This is a genomic window from Aerolutibacter ruishenii (assembly GCF_007830115.1).
In the GTDB taxonomy this organism is placed as follows: domain Bacteria; phylum Pseudomonadota; class Gammaproteobacteria; order Xanthomonadales; family Xanthomonadaceae; genus Aerolutibacter; species Aerolutibacter ruishenii.
Map to the genome: position 1 here is coordinate 254594 of NZ_VLKP01000002.1, position 20581 is coordinate 275174.

14 protein-coding genes are annotated in these 20581 nt (G+C 60.9%); 8 read left to right on the plus strand and 6 right to left on the minus strand.

Features of this window, described 5'->3' with window-relative positions; translation table 11 throughout:
* Positions 1–76: 76 nt before the first annotated feature.
* Positions 77–1212 (plus strand): IS3 family transposase gene (locus IP93_RS03435; RefSeq protein ID WP_144812015.1). Its coding sequence is split into 2 segments (ribosomal slippage): positions 77–335 and positions 335–1212, totalling 1137 coding nucleotides; the frame shifts between segments, so codons are not numbered across the junction.
* 26 nt (positions 1213–1238) lie between these two features.
* Here IP93_RS03435 and IP93_RS03440 read toward each other — a convergent pair.
* Together IP93_RS03440 and IP93_RS03445 are read right to left on the minus strand one after the other, a co-directional pair.
* A complete protein-coding gene (locus IP93_RS03440) occupies positions 1239–1586 on the minus strand; it encodes a site-specific integrase (protein ID WP_242006717.1) in 348 nt (115 codons plus the stop codon).
* Between the two features lie 82 nt (positions 1587–1668).
* Positions 1669–1854, minus strand: coding sequence for a hypothetical protein (locus tag IP93_RS03445; protein ID WP_144812018.1), 186 nt, complete (start codon positions 1852–1854; stop codon positions 1669–1671).
* A 206-nt stretch (positions 1855–2060) separates the two neighbouring features.
* On the opposite strand from IP93_RS03445, the gene IP93_RS03450 reads away from it, so the two are divergent.
* Positions 2061–5570: a DUF4020 domain-containing protein gene (locus IP93_RS03450; protein WP_144812020.1), complete on the plus strand. Its 3510-nt coding sequence runs from the start codon at positions 2061–2063 to the stop codon at positions 5568–5570.
* Between the two features lie 144 nt (positions 5571–5714).
* Here the strand turns inward: IP93_RS03450 and IP93_RS03455 are convergent, their stop codons facing one another.
* The 4 genes from IP93_RS03455 to IP93_RS03470 form a co-directional block, all read right to left on the minus strand.
* Positions 5715–6215 (minus strand): hypothetical protein, encoded by a 501-nt coding sequence (locus tag IP93_RS03455; protein ID WP_144812022.1) that lies wholly within the window; start codon positions 6213–6215, stop codon positions 5715–5717.
* A complete protein-coding gene (locus tag IP93_RS03460; protein WP_144812024.1) occupies positions 6215–7003 on the minus strand; it encodes a hypothetical protein in 789 nt (262 codons plus the stop codon). The genes IP93_RS03455 and IP93_RS03460 overlap by 1 nt, the downstream gene beginning before the upstream one ends.
* 5 nt (positions 7004–7008) lie before the next feature.
* The gene (locus tag IP93_RS03465) at positions 7009–7473 is read right to left on the minus strand and encodes a hypothetical protein (protein ID WP_144812026.1); all 465 of its coding nucleotides are present in this window, start codon (positions 7471–7473) and stop codon (positions 7009–7011) included.
* Between the two features lie 272 nt (positions 7474–7745).
* Positions 7746–8489: a hypothetical protein gene (locus tag IP93_RS03470; RefSeq protein ID WP_144812028.1), complete on the minus strand. Its 744-nt coding sequence runs from the start codon at positions 8487–8489 to the stop codon at positions 7746–7748.
* A 494-nt stretch (positions 8490–8983) separates the two neighbouring features.
* Here IP93_RS03470 and IP93_RS03475 point away from each other — a divergent pair, with 494 nt between their 5' ends.
* The 6 genes from IP93_RS03475 (at position 8984) to IP93_RS03500 (ending at position 20533) form a co-directional block, all read left to right on the plus strand.
* A complete protein-coding gene (locus IP93_RS03475) occupies positions 8984–11479 on the plus strand; it encodes a hypothetical protein (protein ID WP_144812030.1) in 2496 nt (831 codons plus the stop codon).
* A 209-nt stretch (positions 11480–11688) separates the two neighbouring features.
* Positions 11689–12471: a hypothetical protein gene (locus IP93_RS03480; protein WP_144812033.1), complete on the plus strand. Its 783-nt coding sequence runs from the start codon at positions 11689–11691 to the stop codon at positions 12469–12471.
* A 686-nt stretch (positions 12472–13157) separates the two neighbouring features.
* Entirely contained in the window at positions 13158–13862 is a 705-nt protein-coding gene (locus IP93_RS15835; RefSeq protein WP_242006718.1) for a hypothetical protein, read from the plus strand.
* A gap of 125 nt (positions 13863–13987) precedes the next feature.
* Complete coding sequence (locus IP93_RS03490; RefSeq protein WP_144812037.1) at positions 13988–16036, plus strand: N-6 DNA methylase; 2049 nt, start codon at positions 13988–13990, stop codon at positions 16034–16036.
* Positions 16033–17271: a restriction endonuclease subunit S gene (locus tag IP93_RS03495; protein WP_144812040.1), complete on the plus strand. Its 1239-nt coding sequence runs from the start codon at positions 16033–16035 to the stop codon at positions 17269–17271. Before IP93_RS03490 ends, IP93_RS03495 begins: the two co-directional genes overlap by 4 nt.
* 25 nt (positions 17272–17296) lie before the next feature.
* The gene (locus IP93_RS03500) at positions 17297–20533 is read left to right on the plus strand and encodes a type I restriction endonuclease subunit R (RefSeq protein WP_144812041.1); all 3237 of its coding nucleotides are present in this window, start codon (positions 17297–17299) and stop codon (positions 20531–20533) included.
* Positions 20534–20581: the final 48 nt, after the last annotated feature.

Sequence of the window (20581 nt, forward strand, 5' to 3'; positions counted from 1 at the left end):
TTGACGGGGTGACCTGCCCCCCGTTTTCAGGACCAGTCTGACTTAAGTAGAGTCCGTTCCCAAAGAGAGGACGGACATGAAGAAGCGGTTCACCGACGAGCAGATCATCGGTTTCCTGAAGCAGGCGGCGGCCGGCGCGCCGATCAAGGATCTGTGCCGCAAGCACGGCTTCAGCGACGCGTCGTTTTACTTATGGCGCCGCAAGTTCGGCGGGATGGACGTTCCCGATGCAAAGCGCCTGAAGTCGCTGGAGGCCGAAAATGCCAAGCTCAAGAAGATGCTGGCCGAGGCGATGCTCGACATCGAAGGTTTGAAGGTTGTCGCGCGGGGAAAATTCTAGGCCCGCAGGCACGACGCAACGCCGTCACGGCCATGCGGGCCAAGGTCCAGATGTCGGAACGGCGGGCGTGTCGCCTGCTGGGGCTCTCGCGCAGCGTTCTGCATTACGCTTCGCAGCGGAAAGAGGACGGGCTTCAGGAGCGCTTGGTGGAGTTGGCCGGCGAGCGTCGACGTTTCGGCTACCGTCGCCTGCACATCCTCATCGAGCGTGAGGGCTACGTGGTCAACCACAAGCGCGTGCATCGCCTTTACCGGGCGGCAGGGCTTGCCGTGCGCAAGCGCCGCAAGCGTGAACGCGTCGCGGTGGAGCGCAGGCCGCTACAGGTGCCGCCGGGACCGAACCACACCTGGTCGATGGATTTCGTGTTTGACGCACTGGCCAATGGCCGGCCGATCAAGTGCCTCACCGTGGTCGATGACTGCACCAAGGAAGCGGTCGAGATCGCGGTGGGTCGTCGCATCAATGGCCAGGGCGTGGCCGATATCCTCGAGGCAGTGTGTCGCTTCCGTGGCTATCCGGCGGCCATTCGCACCGACCAAGGGCCTGAGTTCACTGGTCGGGCACTCGATCAATGGGCCACGGGCAACGGCGTGCGGCTGATGCTGATCCAGCCCGGCAAACCGACGCAGAACGCATACGTCGAAAGCTTCAACGGCAAGTTCCGCGACGAATGCCTCAACGAGAACTGGTTCGTGTCGCTGGATCACGCCAAGGCCGCAATCTCCGCATGGCGACGCGACTACAACGAGGTACGCCCGCACAGCTCCCTTGGCAAGCTCACCCCTTCCGAGTTCGCAGCTCAACTTCGCGAGCACGGCTCCCTTCAACCCCACACGAGCGCTAAGCTCGCAACCTTGGACTCTACAAAGTAACGCGTGGCCCTAAGACTGGGGGCAGGTCACGAGGCCTTCAGATCGGCATGGGTGATCCAAGCCTGCACGGCCTCGCGAGTTGACTGGGTGATCTCGAACTGGACCGGTCGTCCGGTCTTCTGCTGCATCACCATGGCGCGGGACGCCATCTGACCGCCGTGTGAGACATCGGATACTCGGAGCTTCACCAAGTCGCAGGCGCGTAGCTTGGAATCGATCGCCAGGTTGAAGAGGGCGAGGTCACGAACCTTGTGGCCGAGCTGAAGGCGAATGCGAATAGCCCAGATGTCTTTCAGCTTGAGCGGGGCCTTCTGCCCGATTAGCTTGCCCTTGTTCCAGGGCTCGTGGTGCTGAGATGTGTGAAGAATGGCCATGACCAACTCCTGATGAAGGGTTGGTCAGGCTTCTCCTGGGCTCAGAAAAAAGGCGTGATGCGACCCTGAGCAGACATCGAACTTAACCAATTTCGTTGCTCAGGCGTGCAACGCTGTCTATGAGCGCGAACGCGGGTGATTGCAGACGCCGACTGCCGCCGAACTTCTCCACGTGGGCATGACGGCACCAGTTGTGGATCAGGCGTTTGGCGTCATGGTTGCGCTCGCCATGCCGAATCGTGCGCTCGATATCCCGATCCCGACTCACCAACTCGCTCCTGTCACGATTGTCTGTCTCCCCAGCAGAGTCTACCCGTCGCCTGCCCGGAGCATGCCTAGGCCCTCTTGGCCCTGCCACCACGTTCCATACTTTTGCGTCGCACGCACTTTACCTCCTCGAACCCAGTGTGATTCTTCCTGGCATAGACTGGACAGGGGTTCTGCCCGGAACCCGCTAGTCATAGAGAGAGAAGCATGCCGCGACTGGGAAACCTCGATTTCGACGATCGGATCCTTGATGCCATCAAGAACAGCCAGCTCGTCGTCTTCGCGGGCGCTGGCGTCTCGATGGGGCCGCCGTCGAATCTGGACAACTTCTGGAAGCTCGCCGAGAAGATCGCCCGCAACACCGGACTGACGCCAGTACTTCCGGTCGACCGGTTCCTTGGCGTGCTGCAGCATCGGGGAGTCGCCGTTCACCAGCGCGCCGTGGAATTGCTCTCGCCGGAAGGCAGTGCTCCCAATGACCTGCACCGCGATCTCATCCGCCTGTTCGGTGCTGCGGATCGCATCAAGTTGGTCACCACGAACTTCGACCTCCACTTCGAGACGGCGGCGCAGGAAGTATTTGGCAGCTCGCCCGAGGTCTACCGAGCGCCCGCGCTTCCCTTGGGTTACAGGTTCCACGGCATCGTGCATGTGCACGGCGCCCTGCCGCACGCGTCGAGCGTTGTACTCACCGATGCAGATTTTGGCCGGGCGTACCTGACGGAGGGATGGGCACGCCGTTTCCTGCTGGACGTCTTTCGCACTCATACCGTCCTGTTTGTAGGTTATAGCCACGACGATGTCGTCATGAACTACCTGGCTAGGGCGCTGCCGGCCGACGGTTCGGCAGGCCGATACGCAATAACAGAAACTGACGGGAACTGGAACCTTCTCGGAATCCAACCCATTCGGTTCGTCAAGGGCGAAGGCGCTGAGGCATTTCGACAGCTCTACCAGAGCGTGGCGAAGCTTGCCGAACGGGGCGCACGTGGGACGCTTGACTGGCAGTCACGGATGCTGGAGCTGGTCGGACGAGCGCCCCCAGTAGACCCCGAGTTGGTTGGTGAGATCGAGGAAGCGCTGAGAGACGTTTCGACTTGCCGCTTGTTCACTGACGTGGCCCGCGATGTCTCATGGCCTAAGTGGCTGAACGGAAGGAAGCACTTGGAGGCGTTGTTCCGGCCTGGCGAGCTTCGCGAGCGCGAAGCCCAGCTGGCGTTCTGGCTCGCTAAACATTATGCGATCGAGCACTTTGACGAATGCTTCGATCTCATCGCGGGACACGGCCTCCAGCTCAATACCGTGCTATGGCATGCCGTGGGTCGAGAGCTTGGACTGGAGAACGACAAGCCAATCGAAGCCGCCACGCTGCGACGGTGGATCCATCTGCTGCTTGAGAGCGTGCCAGAAAGAGCAGATCGCCACGTGTTCATGTGGCTTTCGGAACGTTGTGAGGCACTTGGCCTGGCTGACGACGCTCTGTCACTCTTCTTGCAGATGTGCGTCCACAAGTTTGAGCTCAAGCGCGGCTACGGCTGGCGAGAAAGCGAGGACGACGAAGAGCGCTCGCGGCTGACGGCCGAATGCTCGCTCCAAACCGACCACTGGTCACTGAACGAAGTATACGAGAATCAGATACAGCCCCATCTCGCCGAGCTGGCCGAGCCTTTGCTGTCTGGGCTGATCCATCGATTCGAGCGCATGCACGCGGACTTGACCGCGTGGTCGGGTGCGCGGGACGAGTGGGACTCGATGAGCTACCGACGATCCGCGATCGAGCCTCATGAGCAGGATCGCTACACCGAGGCGTCGGATGTGCTCATCGATGCCGCGCGTGATGCCATGGAGTGGCTCGGGGCAAACCACCCCGCGCGACTCGACGCGCGGATCGAGTACCTGTCGAGCTCGAGGATTCCCTTGCTTCGTCGATTGGCGGTGCACGCAGAGGCTTCGCACCCTGGCAAATCGCCGGACGAACGGCTCGCGTGGGTTCTGGCGCATGTTGGCCTTGATTCGATTGCCGAGCACCATGAGGTGCATCGCTTGGCGGCGCTCAATTATCCCGACGCTACGGACGCCGCGCGTCAGGCATTTATTAACGCCATTGTGGCCACCGCCTTTGAGGACGCAGACAACCGGTCGGTCGACGCACGCGCCCAGCGCTTCCAGTTCGATTGGTTTTCGTGGTTGTTGGTGGCGAAGCCAGACTGTGCGCTTGCAGGGGCCTTTCTGGCACCCATTCGTGCGCGTTTTCCGCAGTGGGTCGCCTCTGAGTATCCCGACCTCACGCACTGGATGGGCTCGGCGGGGTGGGTCGGATCAAAGAGTCCTTGGTCCACCGAACAATTGGTCGCGCAGCCACCGAATGAGCAGCTTGACGCTCTCTTGGAGTTCAGAGGCACCGACTTCGACGGTCCCAGTCGGGAGGGACTGCTGTCGGCCGTGCGGGATGCGGCCAAGTCAGTCCCGGACTGGGGCTTCGAGTTGGTCGCCGAACTGGAGCAGCGGGCGCTGTGGTCATCCGACTTGTGGTCGGCGACGCTGCGGGGATTCCAGGACGCAGACCTTGATAGCACACAATGGCACCGCTTGCTCGAGGCGGTCGCCCGCAATGATTTGCATACCGAACATGCCCGGGACATCGCTGATGTCCTGCTACGACTTGTCAAGGATGGTGGCAAGCCGTTCGCGTCCGAGTTGCTGGCCATCGCGAACCGGATCGCGGATCACCTGTGGGCCGCGCTGGCCCCCGACGACGATGCCGACTTCGACAACAACTGGCTGACGCGGGCCATCAACCGGCCGGGTGGTGTGCTGGTCGAGTACTGGCTCGCCGCGCTCTCGCTCACGCTCAAGGGCGAGGAGGGCGCGGATTGGGCGATGCCTGCCTATTACCGCGAACGATTTACCCAAGCGATCCACGATCGGTCGTCGAAAGGAGCGCATGCGCGTTCCCTGTTGGCGAGCCAAGCCGCCTTCCTGTTTCGGCTCGACGAAGCGTGGGTGCGGGAGCACTTGATACCCCTGTTTCAGGACGCGGATTCGCGGATATTCGCGCAAGCGTGGCATGGCTTTCTCGCGTGGGGACGACTGTATCCGCCGCTGGTTGAGGCGTTATTGCCAGCTTTCCTGACGGCCGTGGCACGAGCTCCCGCGGATCTGCCGGAACATCGCGCGCGACTGATCGAGTTCTACGCGGCCTTGTGTGTCTTCCACGTCGCCGATCCCCTGCAGCAGCTTCTCCCCAACCTCTTCCAGTACGGCGCGGAGGAGGATCGAACCACGTTTGCATCGCAGATCGAGCACATGCTGCGGCAACTGGACCCGCCGGGCATCGACAAGGTCTGGAACGGTTGGCTCTCCCGGTACTGGCAGGATCGACTCCATGGTGTGCTCGCGCCGCTTGCCCCGGCGGAATGCCGGGAAATGGTCGAGTGGCTTCCCCGTCTTGGCGCGAACTTTCCCGCGGGGGTGGAACTGGCGACCCGCATGCCGGCGCTGGCCGCGGAACATAGTCATGTCCTGTTCGAGCTGCGCACCAGTGATCTGGTCACACGTTTCCAGGAGGCGACGGCTCAGCTGTTGATCTATCTGTCCAACGGCGTTGCGGGGCACGAACTGGCTTACCTCACTGAAGTGGCTGCGCGACTCGACGCACTGCCGGAGCCCGTTCGACTCCGTCTCCAAGAGGCATTGGTACGAGCAGGTGCTCGTTGAGTCCCTAGTTCGTGCAGATGACCGGTTCTGGCCGATAGCGGACATGGTCCACTGCAATGAAGCGGTCAGCCCGGCGGTACCAGCGATCAGCCCGATGGGTACCTGCAATTAGGGGCGCTGACCGGCAGAGCCGGCGCAATTGCGCTAGACCTTTATACGGGTCGCAATTCCGGTAGCCTGCAGCATCGCACCAATCTTGAGTAGACCCGAGCGCTCGTGCTTGGGCGGCAGATAGAGCGCGTCAGGCGGCATGACCAGACCCTTCTCCCGGCCGGCTGCGAGGCACAGGAAGCCTTCTTCCCATCGGTCGCGATCGTGCCAACGAAGGAAGGCCTCGGCATGACGCTCTACGAGGGCGTCCACGTCCGGCGAGCGGAACATTGCCTCGGCCGCCATGCCAGCTACATGGTCGTATGCGTTCCAGACGAGCTCGGTGAGCCGGTCGCCCTCGAATGCGGCGTGAAAGCGCTCCCCGATGAAAGCACCGCCGCCCTCGTATCCCGCGAAGAAGCCGGCGATTCGAGCCGGTGCATATTCGGTCCAGGAGAAAAACCAGCGACAGCGGAAGGGTGGCGTAAGCGTGGAACCACGGTCTTCCCACTTGCCGGCGATTACGTCCCTCCTACGAAATGGGCTCGGTGCCATCAGCGGGATCGGACCAGCTGGCGGGCCAAGCCAAACAGCCCGGCCTCGATCGCGGCGACCGTGAGGTCGGGGAAGTGCTCGAACTGCAGCCGGCGTAGGTCGTGGATGAAGAGGTCATAGCCCGTGGGCGAACGGGCGTACCCGAGGCCCTGCTCGACGATGTCGTCGAGCACCGCGTAACGGTCCGGACGCAGGTGCCGAAGGTGCTTGCTGGCGAACGAGACGCCGAATCCTCCTAGCGCGAGGCCGCCGGCGATCGCGCGCGAGGGCGTCGGAGCGTCCAAGGCCTCGGAGAACCACCCCGCGAGCAGGGCGCCCAATTTCGAACCATGGCGGCTCTTGAGCTTGCCCCACACACGCTCACCATCTCCCCACTCGCACACTGCCTTGGAGAACTCCCAGGCCGTGTTGGCGTCGCCTGACGCCAGGCGGTGTGCTCGTTCAGCGAGATTGATCGTTGTCGGATCGTCCTCGACGGCCGCTGACGCGCTAAGTAGCGCGCGGCGGGTGAATCTGAGCGTTGGCAGCTCGTACACCGTGCTCGGGGACTCCTCGTCATGCACCGTAACGAAGAGCCCGTCCGCGAGTGCAAATGGCACTCCATGGTCGGTATCCCACCGGAGCGCGTAGCGCGAGTCGGGCAGGCGAACGTCAACCCGATCGCGGGATTTGAACGGGCCGAAGTCAAAGCTCGGCCGATCGTTCTTCAGGACCTTGCGGAGCGTGCCGCCGTGGATCCACGCACCGTTGAAGTCGTGTGCGAGAGGCGCACCTCGATCAAGCGTCATGCTACTCACTCCTGGAACTGCGCCAATCTCTGCCGGGCTCGCTCTACTGCCTCGATCGAGAACGCCTGCGGGTGTCTCGCGACGACGGCCTCGTAAGCGAAGTTGTGCAGGCCCGCGTCCCTGAGATTCTTGAAGCCGGCGGCGCCGTCAGGTCGGTTGACGAAACCCTCGAACGCAGCAATCAACCCTTTGTTGTCGACCGCCTGGCGTGTGCGTCCAGCCCGCAGTCGCCGGCCGTGCGTCATGAAGAGGATCTCCTCGTAGGCGTAGATCGCCTGTACACAGTCGCGCTTCACGTCGTTGGTCGGAGGTGGCAGGTGCGATGCCGTCCGCAGATTGACCTTGTGCTGCAAGGCCTGAGGTACGAGGTCCGGACGCCCCTTTGCGGTTGCGTTGGTTATCAACCGATCGCAGTCCTCCGGCGTTTTGCATCGGAGCACCAAGTCGTCGAGCGGTGTCGGTTCCGCCATGCGTCCTTCCCCTGTTTGTCCGTCTTTCGGCGTCGCCCGACGCGGTCGCTACATTGCTGGAGCTTGCGCGCGTTCGCCGTAGCCTCATCGCCGCACTAGCATAGCTAGACCTGCAGCGCCTGCTCGGCCTGGAGGTGCTTATTCGCCAGTCGGCGAGGTCGGCCCACCACATTGTGCCAGCTCTGCAGCGTCCCCGTTTTGGAACTCACGGGCCGGCGTCTGCTACTGACAGAGAGTAGCCCTCGATCGAGGCCAAGCCCGTTCATCGATGATCAAGTAGAGAAAAGGCCCACGCGATCAGGATCCGGAAGCCGATCGCGTGCCTTCTGATCGGGCGACATCGACCTATAGCGACTAAGAAGTCTCTCCGTTTCGAAAGGATCCAGCGTCGCGATCCCATCCACAAACTCCCGGAGCATGAAGTCTGCTACGGAGTCCGGAAGATCGTGCTGCAGTGGGTTCATGAACGCCATCCCGCGGCAGGCTGCCAACACGCCTCGTGCATGGTTGCCAACAAAGTCCCAAGTTTGGGGCTTCAGGGAAATTGCCCGCCCCTGATACTTGAAGCCGCGAAAGAAGTGGCTATCCGCATAGTCCCAAATCCGCTCAGCCGCGGTACGCCTGTACGGGCATGCAGAGAGCATCAACAGACACCGGGCTAGACGCATAGCCAAGTGTGCGGCCAGCTCGGGCTGCTCCCGGCCCCGCGCACAGCGGAACGCTACGAGGTGCACGGCTATCCGGTCCAGCGCGCCGCCCTCCAGGGCAATAGCGCCCGCCGCCAGTTCCCCTAGTAGTTGCAGTTCCTGGGTGGTTGCTCGGCTCTTGCCGGTCAGCACGAATAGCTGCGTGCTCAGCCAGCCCGTGGTCCGATCAAGGTCCAGGCATTCCCAAACCCGCGAGTTCCAGACCTCTACCGCCCGGGGAAACTCCGCCAGGAGCCTCTCCAGCATTCTCTCGCCGGGACGCGCCCGCCCGGACAAATAAACCTCTCGCCGGTCGAGGCGCAGCGACAACCAAGCGTCCTTTAGCCCTGAACGCGGTCCCGCGCGAAGTGAGTGGCGCTCGGACGCTTCCGAGACAGCCGCAAAGAATGCGGCTCGGCGCATGACTGCCACAGCGGTAGGGGCGGTCTTCAAAGGCCCTCTTGTAAATTCCCTGATGAATAGGGGGTGCGTTCTAATAAGAACAATAACTTACAAGATATTCAGTGACAAAAAATGGTCTAGCGGTCAAGCCGCACACGCCCTAGCATGGAAGTCCACGAAACGACCGGTAGCCCCATCGCCCAATAGCCACAACGCCGTCTCGCCACACCGAACCGCTCTGCGGAAACGGATAAAGGAAAGGCCCAAGGGATTGCGCCCCTCAGGCCTTTCGCTGATTTGCCGACTTGACCCGTCTGCCAACTCAGCATCCGCCGCCCGGACATCCATGTCAATAGCCCGGCTTTGGGAGGGGGAGGTATTGCCCCGCTGCCAGCCCGGCTTGAACAAGGCTGAGTTGCCTCATGACCGAAGAAGAAGCCCGCGCAGACAGCCACTCGGCTGCGCCTTTCGCAGACGGAACGCTTGAGCCCGTTGAGTTCTCGTATGAAACGCCAACGGAAAAGCTGTCCGTCGAAATCCGAATGGACCTCTATCACTCGCTCGCCCTCAATACGAGCCAGATCGCGACGCTAGAGGAGATGATCGCCGCGTCGCCCGCCCGAGTGGTGGGTGATGGAGCGCTCAAGAACGTTCGGACGGCATACTTCTCGGCAAAGAACGCGGGGCTACGCCATACCGAAAGCCATACGTGTGAACAGGTTTACGCCTACCTCCTGGAACTGGACCCGGATGTGTTGGGTTACTACACGCAGGTCCAATGTCGAGGCGTCGAGCGACGCTCCGGTGATCGTCGTCATATCACCAGCTCGACGCTCGACTTTCTCGTCTTTCGTAAGGACTCCATCCAGCTCGTCGAATGCAAGACAGAAGAGTGGCTACTGCGTCACACAACAAAGAAGCCCGAGTACCAACTAGTCGACGGGGAGTGGAAACACGAAGCCTTCTCTAACTGGGCAGAGGCACAGGGCATCGAGTTCAGCGTTTACGCTCAAAATTCTCCGTTTGGCATTCACCTTCAGAACCTTGAAGCTTGCTGTGCGCTGGTTGACGCTCCGCTCTCCGATGCGGAGCTGGCCATTTGCGCCCGTGTCGAAGCCAAACTTAAGCAAGGCACAACGTCTTTAGAGGCGATGTCGCGAGCAATCCCCAAGTTCAATGGCAGACTCGCCCTTTGGATGGTCGCCAATCGAAAGTCATTCGCAGCCCTTCGGACGACATCGCCACTCGAGCCCGCGACCTTCTGGATCTTTCCAACAGAATTGCAAGCTCAGGAGGCCGACAGACGCGCCTATTCTGAGGTAGCGCAACGATTCTCACAGCCGGTGGTAACTGACCCGTTACTGCGTGCCTCGGCGACTGCAATGGAGGCCGCTAAGCAAAGACTGCGGCGGCTCGAAGACATTGAGCAGGGAAAGTCGGAGCCCACGCGTGCGACGCAATCGCTCGCGAAACAGTTGGCGACGAAGTGCACGGATGGAATGTCTCCTGTGGCCGTCGCGATTCCAAACTTCCACCTTTGCGGAAATCGACAAGGGCGCCTGCTTCCGTTGCAGGAGGAAGCCCTCGCGGTCGTGGTGGCGCAGTGGAACAAAGGATTGCACCCTAGCCAAGTTGTCGCCTGGTTGGCACTGCAAAATCTCTGTGAAAAGCAGAGCGTACCCACGCCCTCTGCAGAAACGCTCAGGAAGCGGCTGAAAAAGCAGGACCCCACCAAGCGCGCGCTCACGACCGGTGGCATCCGCCAGTATCAGGCAGCGAAGCCGCGGGCGGGATCGGACGTCAGGTCACTGCCGCCTATGGGCTACGGATACAAGCTGATCATCGATTCGTCAGGCTTGGACAACCGATGTGCGCCGAACATCCTTACGCAGTTCCCTGCAGAAAAACCACGGTTCTATATTGGCATCGACGCCGCCACTGGCGACTCCATGGCGTGCGCGTTTGTGTTCGGTCCGGCCAGCACATACGCACTAGCAATACTGCTACGTGACTATGTTCTGCGCCACGGCTTCCTTCCGAAAGTAATCCAGGCTGACCGAGGTCCAGAGAATACCTCCGAGTGGCTCAAAGTGTTCTGCAAGCAGCAGGGCATCAGTCTGTGTCATCCACCGACAGGAGGGAGCAGGTTCAACGGTCAAGCAGAAAACACGATAAAACAAGTAAACACGCAGGTGTCGCACCGCCTTGCAGGAAGCAGCGAACCCGATAGCATCGGTCGAAAAGTAGATGGCCGTTTCAAAAGCTATCAAACCGCAAAACACACCTTCGAAGAGCTCTACGGCGAATTTCGGGCGTTTGTATTCGATGACCTCCCCCAGACCCCGGATGGTGAGGGCTTCACCCCTGCGGAGAAGCGGGAGTACGTGCTGAACACCGTAGGGTCCTTGGGCATCCCTTGCGCCTATGACGATGCGTTTCTGATCAAGACCGCCATTAGCCTGGCCGTTCCGAAGAGGGCCACGGAACGCGACGGAATCCGAACCGGATACGGGTATTACACCAGTGAGGGTCTACAACGCGCGCTCCGGACCGGCGTTCCTACTGAGGTCAGGCAGGATTGCGTCGATCCTTCAGTCCTGTACGTCAAGGTCCAGAACGTCTGGTGGAAGGGCTTCCACAAGACGGCCCAAACGCTGGCACTGAATTCTGAGCCTGCCCGAATCTTTGCGCTGCTGCGGCGGTCCAAACTCAGCCGAGATGCTGCGAAAGCCAGGCTCGAGGTCAAAGCGACGCGCCATAACCGGCAAGCGGCAATGGCATTGGAATCCCGCCCCGCTACAGATCACGTTGCTCCAAAAGCAGCATCAGACTTCCAAGACCGAGAAGTCGTCAAAACAAAGGCCGGAAAATCCGAGAAACGTGAGCCCATTGATTGGGCCGCGGTTGAGTCGTACTGAGGCGCCTGATGATAAGCATAAAGCACAGAAACTACGTTCGCGCCGGAGGCCAATTGCTCAGGTGTATCGACAACCATAGGCCAGGGCGTCTGATCTTCCTAATCGGAGTCGGTGGTGTTGGAAAGACGACGCTACGACGAAACGTGCTCAGGGCTATCTATGGCAAACCCGCGCATTGGCAAGGTGGCATGATCCCTTGCATTGAAGTAATGACGCTTCTGGCCGAGAACTCATACTTCAATTCCAGAGGCTTGGCCCACGATTGCCTGGAGCAGATGTTCGTACCAAACATTGACTGGCTCATCGATGACGCAGAAGCGCGCGATTTTCATGAAGGCGGGAGCGCATTGTCAAAGTCTCGCGAGGTGTGGGCTGGGCTAAGCAAGGACGTAACGGAGATCAAAGCGTGGTCCCTGTTTCGAAATAACGCGAAAGCCCGGGGTCTGAAGTTGCTCAGCCTCGAGCACGCTTCCGCGATGTGCATCAACCATCGAGATAAATCTCCTGCTCAGCACATCATGAACATTATGTCTCTGACAGAGGACATAGGAGCGATGTCCTTGATGACCTCGATCCAGAACGGACCAAAGCTTTGGGAGGGCAGGTCCGAAATAAGGCGCCGCGCCGATGTGATCTGGTTGGCGCCATACGACGTCTCGATCAAAGAGGACCGCCAATGCTTCCTGCGAATGCTTAAGTCGATATGCGAACGTTACCAGTTTCGGACCGCCGATCTGCCTGCGAAGCTTGCGCCGGAGATCGCCGTCACCACGGCCGCCGTATGCGGGGAAGTTGTCAATCTCTTTGATCGCGCTGCACAGCACGCCTCAGATGCAGGCCGCGTGGAGATCATCAAGTCCGACATTGAGCAGGCGTACTACCCCAAAGCTGAGCTGGAGACTCTCTGGCAGGACGTTCGCGAGTTCTGGATCGCGTATAAATCGCACAATCCAGCAGAAGTCTCACGTCTTGCTACGGAGATATGGGTGTAGGACAAGTCCCCCGAATAGCGCCCCCCAGAATGCTAATCCACAACTGGACACCTTTGCCGCCACTGCCTCTGAGGCGGGACGAGGCATCAGGGACGACGGAGTCGTTGTATCACTATGCCCTCCGAATGTCGGACACATGCGGCATATCGATCCATCTCCTCGCATCGATCCTTAAGAACGAAGCCGGGGAGCCAGGCTCGCGTCAGAGTGCAAGGTACATGTCGAGCTGGACGGGGCCCCGAAGCCATTACAGGTGGCTGATGGAAGCCCTTATGAAACTGACAGGGCAGCCAGACCTATTTCGAGGAACCTTCCATAACGTAGCAGGCGTGTTGGGTCGGCAAGGCCTTTCCACGCGGGACGGTCGAGAGCACCAAAGGCGCTGGTGTCCCCGTTGTTACCTTGAATGGAACGAAGGGACCAGCTTCGAGCCTCTCCATCTGGCGTTTTCACAGCTATCCACCTGCCCAACACATGGTGTATTGCTCGAAGGTAGGTGTTCTCAGTGCGGCGCAGCGCAGTCATTCCTAAGGTCGTATGCGAGCAGGCGCAACTGTCAAGCGTGCCGCTGTCCATTGGGTCATTCGGGCGAGTGGCGCGAGCTTGAGGCGTTTCCAAGGTGGGTCGACGGAGTGTTGCGGCGATTCGGGTGCTACGTTTCCGCTCTTGACGATCCAATACCGGAAATGCGCATTGAAGTCTTCATGGCAGGGCTTCATAAGCGGATTCTCTCGGGCGAAAGGCTTCCGCCTGCAGTTCGCGGGTATCTGTGGAACAGAGTTGAGAGCCGTAGGCGCCATAACGCCCTGCCGACTCTTACTCAGTACTTGAATCTCTGTGCATTCCAAGGCTGCGAAATCGGGGACATCTTGGAGCGACCTGAAGAGGTATCCTCCGCCTTTCTGTTCGATCGCGCCGATGGTTTCACTCAAGTGCCTCTGAGGCGGCGGGATATTCAAGGCAACCTCGCCATGATTGGGTCGTGCATGGACCGTCTATGTTCCGACGCAGAAGTCCTGCCGCCACTGGCGCTCCTTTGTCGCGAGTTCGGCGTCTGGGCGGACGTGGTCCGGGAGCACTATCCCGACCTCCACCACAGATACCGGTCAAGGTACTTGGCGCAGAATGGGGAGTTCTCCCGTACTCACGTCAAGCGAGCACTCGAACGGGCTCTTCAAGTTGTCAAAATGAATGAATGCGCCAGCGGACGCGAGCGTCAAAAGGACATTGCGCTTCAGGTGATGCAGGTGGTCCAGGTGGCCCCCGAGCTTGCACTCCAATGCGCAAAGTCGATTACGGTCATGCGGGAGTTCTCTAAGCGCATCCCGTCGACGCGTGTGGATTTCCCCTTCAACCTCCAGGGTATGGATGCGTGGCAGAGCGGGAAGTGATCCCGTAACCCCGCCCTGATGGTAATAGCCGGATTCGCCGGTGTTCGAGCGCAGCCACAGTGACAAGGCCTCGGCAGGCTTGGCCTGCCTATGCTTGTGGCTAGGCATTTGCCACAATCCCCGGCATGAGCCAACTCCAGAATATCGAAGCCATCGAGAAGCGCCTTTGGAGCGCTGCTGACCTGCTGCGCGCCAATTCCGGCCTGGCAAGCAATGAGTATTTCATGCCCGTTATGGGGCTTATCTTCCTGCGGCATGCCTATAGCCGGTTCCTGGCAGTTAAGCCCCAGATAGAGACCGGGCTGCCCAGCCGTGGCGGCAAGGTTCGCGCCCTGACCAAGGAAGACTTCAGCCAGCAGGGTGCCATCTTCCTGCGGCCCGAAGCTCAATTCGACCATCTGGTCAGCCTTCCGGATTCCGCCGACCGCGCTGCCGCCATCATCGCCGCGATGGAGGGCATCGAAGCCGACTACGCCGCCCTGCGCGGCGTGCTGCCCAAGGCGGACTACCAGAAGATCGGCAACGAGGACTTGGGCGAGCTGCTGCGCAAGCTCAACCCGGAGGAGCTCAAGACCGCTAGCGGCGACATCTTCGGTCGCATCTACGAATATTTCCTGACCCAGTTCGCCGACCAGGGCGCGCACGACGGCGGCGAGTTCTTCACGCCCATCTCCATCGTGCAGATGATCGCCAACCTGATCGAGCCCGAGCGCGGCAGCGTGCTGGACCCGGCCTGCGGGTCCGGCGGCATGTTCGTGCAGAGCGCCAACCTGGTGGAGCGCAACCACGGCGACCCCAGCAAGGCGCTGACCTTCTGGGGCATGGAGAAGAACGCCACCACCATCAAGCTGACGCAGATGAACCTGGCCGTGCACGGGCTGCAGGGCAACATCGCCGAGGCCATCAGCTACTACAGCGACCCCCACGAACTGCTGGGCAAGGCCGACTACGTGATGGCCAACCCTCCGTTCAACGTGGACGAGGTGGACGCGGAAAAGGTCCGCAACGACCCGCGCCTGCCGTTCGGCCTGCCCGGCGTGAACAAGGCGGGCAAGGTCAGCAACGGCAACTACCTGTGGATTTCCTACTTCTACAGCTACCTCTCGGCGCAAGGCCGCGCGGGCTTCGTGATGTCCTCGCAGGCGTCCAGCGCGGGGCGCGACGAAGCCAAGGTGCGCCAGAAGCTGGTGGAAACCGGCGACGTGGACGTGATGGTGGCCATCCGCGGCAACTTCTTCTACACCCGCACCGTGCCGTGCGAGCTGTGGTTCTTCGACAAGGCTAAGCCCGCGCAGCACCGCGACTACGTGCTGATGCTGGATGCCCGCAACGTCTACCGCAAGGTGACGCGAAAGATCTACGACTTCAGCCCGGAGCAACTGGCCAACCTGACCAGCATCGTCTGGCTTTACCGCGGCCAGCAGGGCCGCTTCCTGGCGCTGGTGCGGGAGCATCTGCTTGCCTGCATCCAGGCCGCCCTGGCCAGCCAGGCCCCGCTGCGCGAGGCGTACGGGGCGCTGGCCGCGTGGGCCAACCTGCTGCGCAGCCAACTGCAAGAGGGAGAGGCATTCGCGGCGCAGAGGGCATTGGATGATGCCGTCGAACAGTTCCACCGGGACTTCGTGGCCTTCAACACCCAAGCCAATGCCGTCGCCGCGGACGGGATCCCGGACGGTGCGGGCAACAGCGAGCTCCACGAAGCTGCAGCCAGGCTGGCGCCGCTGGCCGACGCCAGCCGCGACCTGGTCAAGGCGGTGGATCACCTCTACAAACTGGCCGGGCATGCGCTGGACGCCAGGCAGGGCGACGCCAACAGCCGCGACCTCAACCGCCAGCGCAAGGCCGCGGACGAGGCCCGCAGGGCGGCGGTGGAGGCGCTGAAGCCGGTGCGCTATTTCCACCGGCAGGCGCTGTGGCTGCAGGAACGCTTCCCGGAAGCCGAGCTGCGCGATGTGCCGGGGCTGGTGAAGCGGGTCAGCCGCGCCGAGATCGAAGCCAACGACTGGTCGCTGACGCCCGGCCGCTATGTGGGCGTGGCGCCGGAGGAGGTGGACGAGGACTTCGACTTCGAGGCCGCACTGCGCGAGATCCACCTAGAGCTGTCGGGCTTGAACGAGGAGGCGGGGGCGCTGGCGGCGACGATCGCGCGCAACTTCGAGGAGTTGGGGGCGTGAGCTGGACCATGCTTCCTTTCGAGGATCTGTACGAATTGCCCTCCCGTAACGGCATTACACGCCCCTCAAAGGTGCGCGGGGCGGGCTTCCGGATGATCAACATGGGGGAGCTGTTCGCCAATGATCGTATTGGCGACATTGAGATGGAGCTTGTGCAGCTCAACGAAAAAGAGCTTGACACTATGCTGGTCAATCCCGGGGACCTGCTTTTTGCACGGCAATCGCTGGTTCTGTCTGGAGCAGGAAAGTGCTCAATCGTTGTGGATGCCAAGGAGCCTACGACCTTTGAGTCTCACCTCATTCGAGTGCGGCTAAAGGCTGGGGTTACAGATCCGCGCTTCTACCACTACTACTTCAAATCACCGGCCTCACCGATGCGGTCAATTGTCACCCAAGGTGTCCAGGCGGGAATCAGAGCAAACGACCTCAAGCGATTGATGGTGCCTTGTCCGCCACTAAGCGAACAGGAATGCATCGCCGATATTCTCTCCACCTACGACGACCTGATCGAAAACAATCGCCGCCGCATCGCGCTGCTTGAGCAATCCGTCCGCCTGTTGTACCGCGAATGGTTCGCGCACCTGCGCTTCCCCGGCCACGAGCACGTCAAGGTGGTGGATGGTGTGCCGGAGGGATGGGCAATATTTGCCGTCTCTGAAGTGGCGGACTTGTATCGTGGGATCAGCTATTCAAGCGATCAGCTTGTTGAGGACGGCGGGAAGCCGTTCGTCAACTTGAAATGCATAAATCGATTCGGAGGATTCCGGGTCAGTGGCGTCAAGCGATTTCTTGGAGAGCATAAGTCGCAGCATGTTGTTAAGGCTGGTGACATAGTTGTTGCCGTAACAGACATGACTAGGGATGCCATGATCGTGGCTCAGGCGGCAATTGTTCCGAAGATCGTGGGCGATGATGCTGTCTTTTCCATGGACATGGTAAAGCTGGTGCCAAAGCCAGCGTTCGCCTCCCATTGGTTTCATGCACTTCTGCGCTTCTCTTCGTTTTCTTTGGAGGTGCGAGAAAAGGCAACCGGAGCCACCGTTCTGCATCTTCGCCCAAAACACATCGAAGAGTGGCGGACTCCAGTTCCTCCGCCCGCTTTGCGTGATGAGTATGCAGAGTATGTGTCCCCAATGTATGCGCTGATGGACGAGCTGGAGCTACAGAACGAAAAGCTCCGCCAAGCCCGCGACCTGCTGCTCCCCCGCTTGATGAGCGGCGAACTAGCGGTTTGATAGGCTGGGAACAGGGGGCTTCCGCATGCCGTTGAACGAAGACACGCTGGTCCAGCAGACCACCGCCGACTACCTACGTGACGCGCTGGGTTGGCGCAGCGAGTATGCGTACAACACCGAGGTGCTGGGCCCGGAGGGGAGCTTCGGCCGCAAGAGCGAGCAGGAGGTGGTGCTGACCCGCATCCTGGGCGAGAAACTGATTGCGTTGAATCCGGGCCTGCCCGACGCCGCCTACCGGGATGCGCTGCGCCAGATCGTGGAGGTGGGCGCCGGCCTGCGCGGCATGGCGGCCAACCGCGAGAAATACCAGCTTCTCCGCGACGGGGTGAAGGTCAGCTACCGCAAGCCCGACGGCACGCTGGAAGCGCGCACCCTGCGCGTGTTCGACTTCGACACCCCGGAGAACAACGACTTCCTGGCCGTGCGCGAGCTGTGGGTCAAGGGCGAGCTGTACCGGCGCCGGCCCGACATCATCGGCTTCGTCAACGGCCTCCCGCTGCTGTTCATCGAATGCAAGACCATCCACAAGAACCTGCGCAAGGCCTTCGACCAGAACCTGAAGGACTACCAGGACACCATCCCGCATCTGTTCCACCACAACGCCTTCCTGCTGCTGGCCAACGGCAGCGAGGCCAAGGTCGGCGCGCTGGGCGGCAAGTACGAGCACTTCCACAACTGGAAGCGGCTGGAGGAAGCCGAGCCCGGCGTGGTGGACATGGAGACACTGCTGAAGGGCGTCTGCGATAAGCGCAATTTCCTTGACTTGTTCGAGAACTTCATCCTGTTCGACGACGTGGGCGAGCGCACCATCAAGATCGTGGCGCGCAACCACCAGTTCCTGGGCGTGAACCGCGCCATCCGCGCCGTGGCCAATCGCGCGCAGAACCAAGGCAAGCTGGGCGTGTTCTGGCACACGCAAGGTAGCGGCAAGAGCTATTCGATGCTGTTCTTCACCCGCAAGGTGCACCGGCGGGTGGGCGGCAACTACACCTTCGTGATCGTCACCGACCGCGAAGACCTGGACGGCCAGATCTACCAGACCTACGTGGGCTGCGGCGTGGTGGGAGAGGGCGACGACGCCCGCGCGGCTAGCGGCACGCACCTGAAAGCCCTGCTGGGCCAGCACAAGGGCTACGTCTTCAGCCTGGTGCAAAAGTTCAACGAGCAGGTGGACCCGGACAACCCGTATTCGCGGCGCGACGACGTCATCGTGATCAGCGACGAGGCGCACCGCACCCAGTACGGCACGCTGGCGCTCAACATGCGCAATGCCCTGCCGGGCGCCAGCTACATCGGCTTCACCGGCACCCCGCTGATGGGCGACGACGAGGTGACGCGCCGGGTCTTCGGCGACTACGTCTCCACCTATGACTTCCAGCGCGCGGTGGACGACGGCGCCACCGTGCCCCTGTACTACGACGCCCGCGGCGAGAAGCTCAAGGTCGCCACCGACGACCTGAACCAGCGCATCGCCGACAAGCTGGCCGAGTTCGAGGACGAGCTCAACGCCGATCCGGACGCCCAGCGGCGGCTGGAACAGGCCATGGGCCGCGATTACCACGTCATCACGGCCGGCGAGCGCCTAGACCGAATTGCCCGAGACTTCGTGAAGCACTACGCCGAAGGCTGGGAAAGTGGCAAGGCAATGTTTGTATGCATTGACAAGCCGACCTGCGTGCGGATGCACGGGCTAATTGAAAAGTATTGGACGGAGCACATTCATGCGCTGAGCATCGAGAAGAATCGGGAATCAGACCTCCAGGCCTTGGCCCAACGTGAGCGCCAGCTCAGGTGGATGGGCAGCACCCGCTTTGCTGTGGTGGTGAGCGAGGAGCAGGGCGAAGTTGAGCGGTTCCAGAAGCTAGGTCTGGATATCAAGCCGCATCGGCGGCTCATGAAGGAAGGCTGGAGCGTCCCCGGTGCCCCGAGGCCGCTGAGCATGGAGGATGCATTCAAGTCGACCGAGCATCCGTTCCGGGTCGCGATTGTGTGCGCCATGTGGTTGACCGGATTCGACGTTCCCAGCTTGGGCACGCTCTATCTGGACAAGCCACTTAAGGCCCACACCCTCATGCAGGCCATCGCCCGCGCCAACCGCGTGGCCGAAGGTAAGACGAACGGGCTGATCGTGGACTACTGCGGGATTCTGAAGAACTTGCGGCACGCCTTGGCCACCTTTGCTGGAACGGGGGCGGACGGTGTGACGGGCGATGGCGAGGGGACAGATCCCGCCCAGCCCGAGGAGGCGTTGCTCGATCGACTGGATGCCTCGCTTGCCGAGCTTTCTGTGTGGATGGAAAAGCGCGGGATCCCACTGTCGACAATCCTGGATAGTGCTGGGTTCGCACGCAATAAAGCCATCGTGGACGCCAAGGAATCCATCAATGAGAACGACGAGGTGCGGAAGCGCTTCGAGCTCATGGCCAGGGATGTTGCCAACCGTTTCAAAGCCTGCGTTCACGTCGATGGCGTTAATGCACGGCGCGCCCGCGTAGACGTGGTCAATGTCGTCTACAAGAGCCTGCAGCAGGATGTGGAAAAGACGGACATCAGCCACATCATCAACGCACTGCGGAGTGAGGTCGATTCAGCGATCGTGACAGCCGAGCCCCCGGAACTTGGGCCGGATGGTCGATCGCTCAATGATCGGCATCTCTTCGATATCAGCAAGATCGACTTCCAGCAGCTGCTGAAAGAGTTCCAGAGCAGCCGGCGAAAGCACACGGTGGTCCAAAGCCTAAAGGCAATCATCGAGTCGCGCTTGGCCCAGCTGCTCAAGTTGAATCCCCTGCGTAATGACTTGCAGGCGCGGTACGAAGAGATCGTGGCCGAGTACAACAAAGAGAAGGATCGAGCCACCATCGAAGCAACTTTCCAGCATCTCACCTTGCTGACTGAGAAGATGAGCGAGGAAGAGCATCGGGCCGTGGAGATGGGCTTGGACGAAGAGTCCTTGGCCCTGTTCGACCTGCTTCGCAAGCCCGATCTGGACAAGGCAAGCATCGAAAAGCTGAAGACGGTGTCCAAGGGCCTGCTATCGGCCGTGAAGATGCGTTTGGCGGAGATCTCCAACTGGCAGGCCACGGAGACCAACCGGGATGCGGTTCGCGTCGTGATCCACGACTATCTTTACGCTGACGCCACCGGGCTTCCGGTCGATGCCTACGACGAGGACGATATCGACACCTTGGCGGGCGATGTTTTCCGGCATGTCTGGAGGGCATACCCCACGTTGCCATCGCCCATTTATGCGAATAGCTGAGGCTCGAACCCGCTAGACGCATAGGTATATTTTCACATATATCAGCAA

Bases quoted from the DNA above. Each gene is read 5' to 3' on its own strand.
- IP93_RS03440 (WP_242006717.1), bottom strand. From the start codon at position 1,586: ATGGCCATTCTTCACACATCTCAGCACCACGAGCCCTGGAACAAGGGC.
- IP93_RS03450 (WP_144812020.1), top strand. From the start codon at position 2,061: ATGCCGCGACTGGGAAACCTCGATTTCGACGATCGGATCCTTGATGCC.
- IP93_RS03455 (WP_144812022.1), bottom strand. From the start codon at position 6,215: ATGGCACCGAGCCCATTTCGTAGGAGGGACGTAATCGCCGGCAAGTGG.
- IP93_RS03460 (WP_144812024.1), bottom strand. From the start codon at position 7,003: ATGACGCTTGATCGAGGTGCGCCTCTCGCACACGACTTCAACGGTGCG.
- IP93_RS03465 (WP_144812026.1), bottom strand. From the start codon at position 7,473: ATGGCGGAACCGACACCGCTCGACGACTTGGTGCTCCGATGCAAAACG.
- IP93_RS03475 (WP_144812030.1), top strand. From the start codon at position 8,984: ATGACCGAAGAAGAAGCCCGCGCAGACAGCCACTCGGCTGCGCCTTTC.
- IP93_RS03480 (WP_144812033.1), top strand. From the start codon at position 11,689: ATGACGCTTCTGGCCGAGAACTCATACTTCAATTCCAGAGGCTTGGCC.
- IP93_RS15835 (WP_242006718.1), top strand. From the start codon at position 13,158: ATGCGCATTGAAGTCTTCATGGCAGGGCTTCATAAGCGGATTCTCTCG.
- IP93_RS03490 (WP_144812037.1), top strand. From the start codon at position 13,988: ATGAGCCAACTCCAGAATATCGAAGCCATCGAGAAGCGCCTTTGGAGC.
- IP93_RS03500 (WP_144812041.1), top strand. From the start codon at position 17,297: ATGCCGTTGAACGAAGACACGCTGGTCCAGCAGACCACCGCCGACTAC.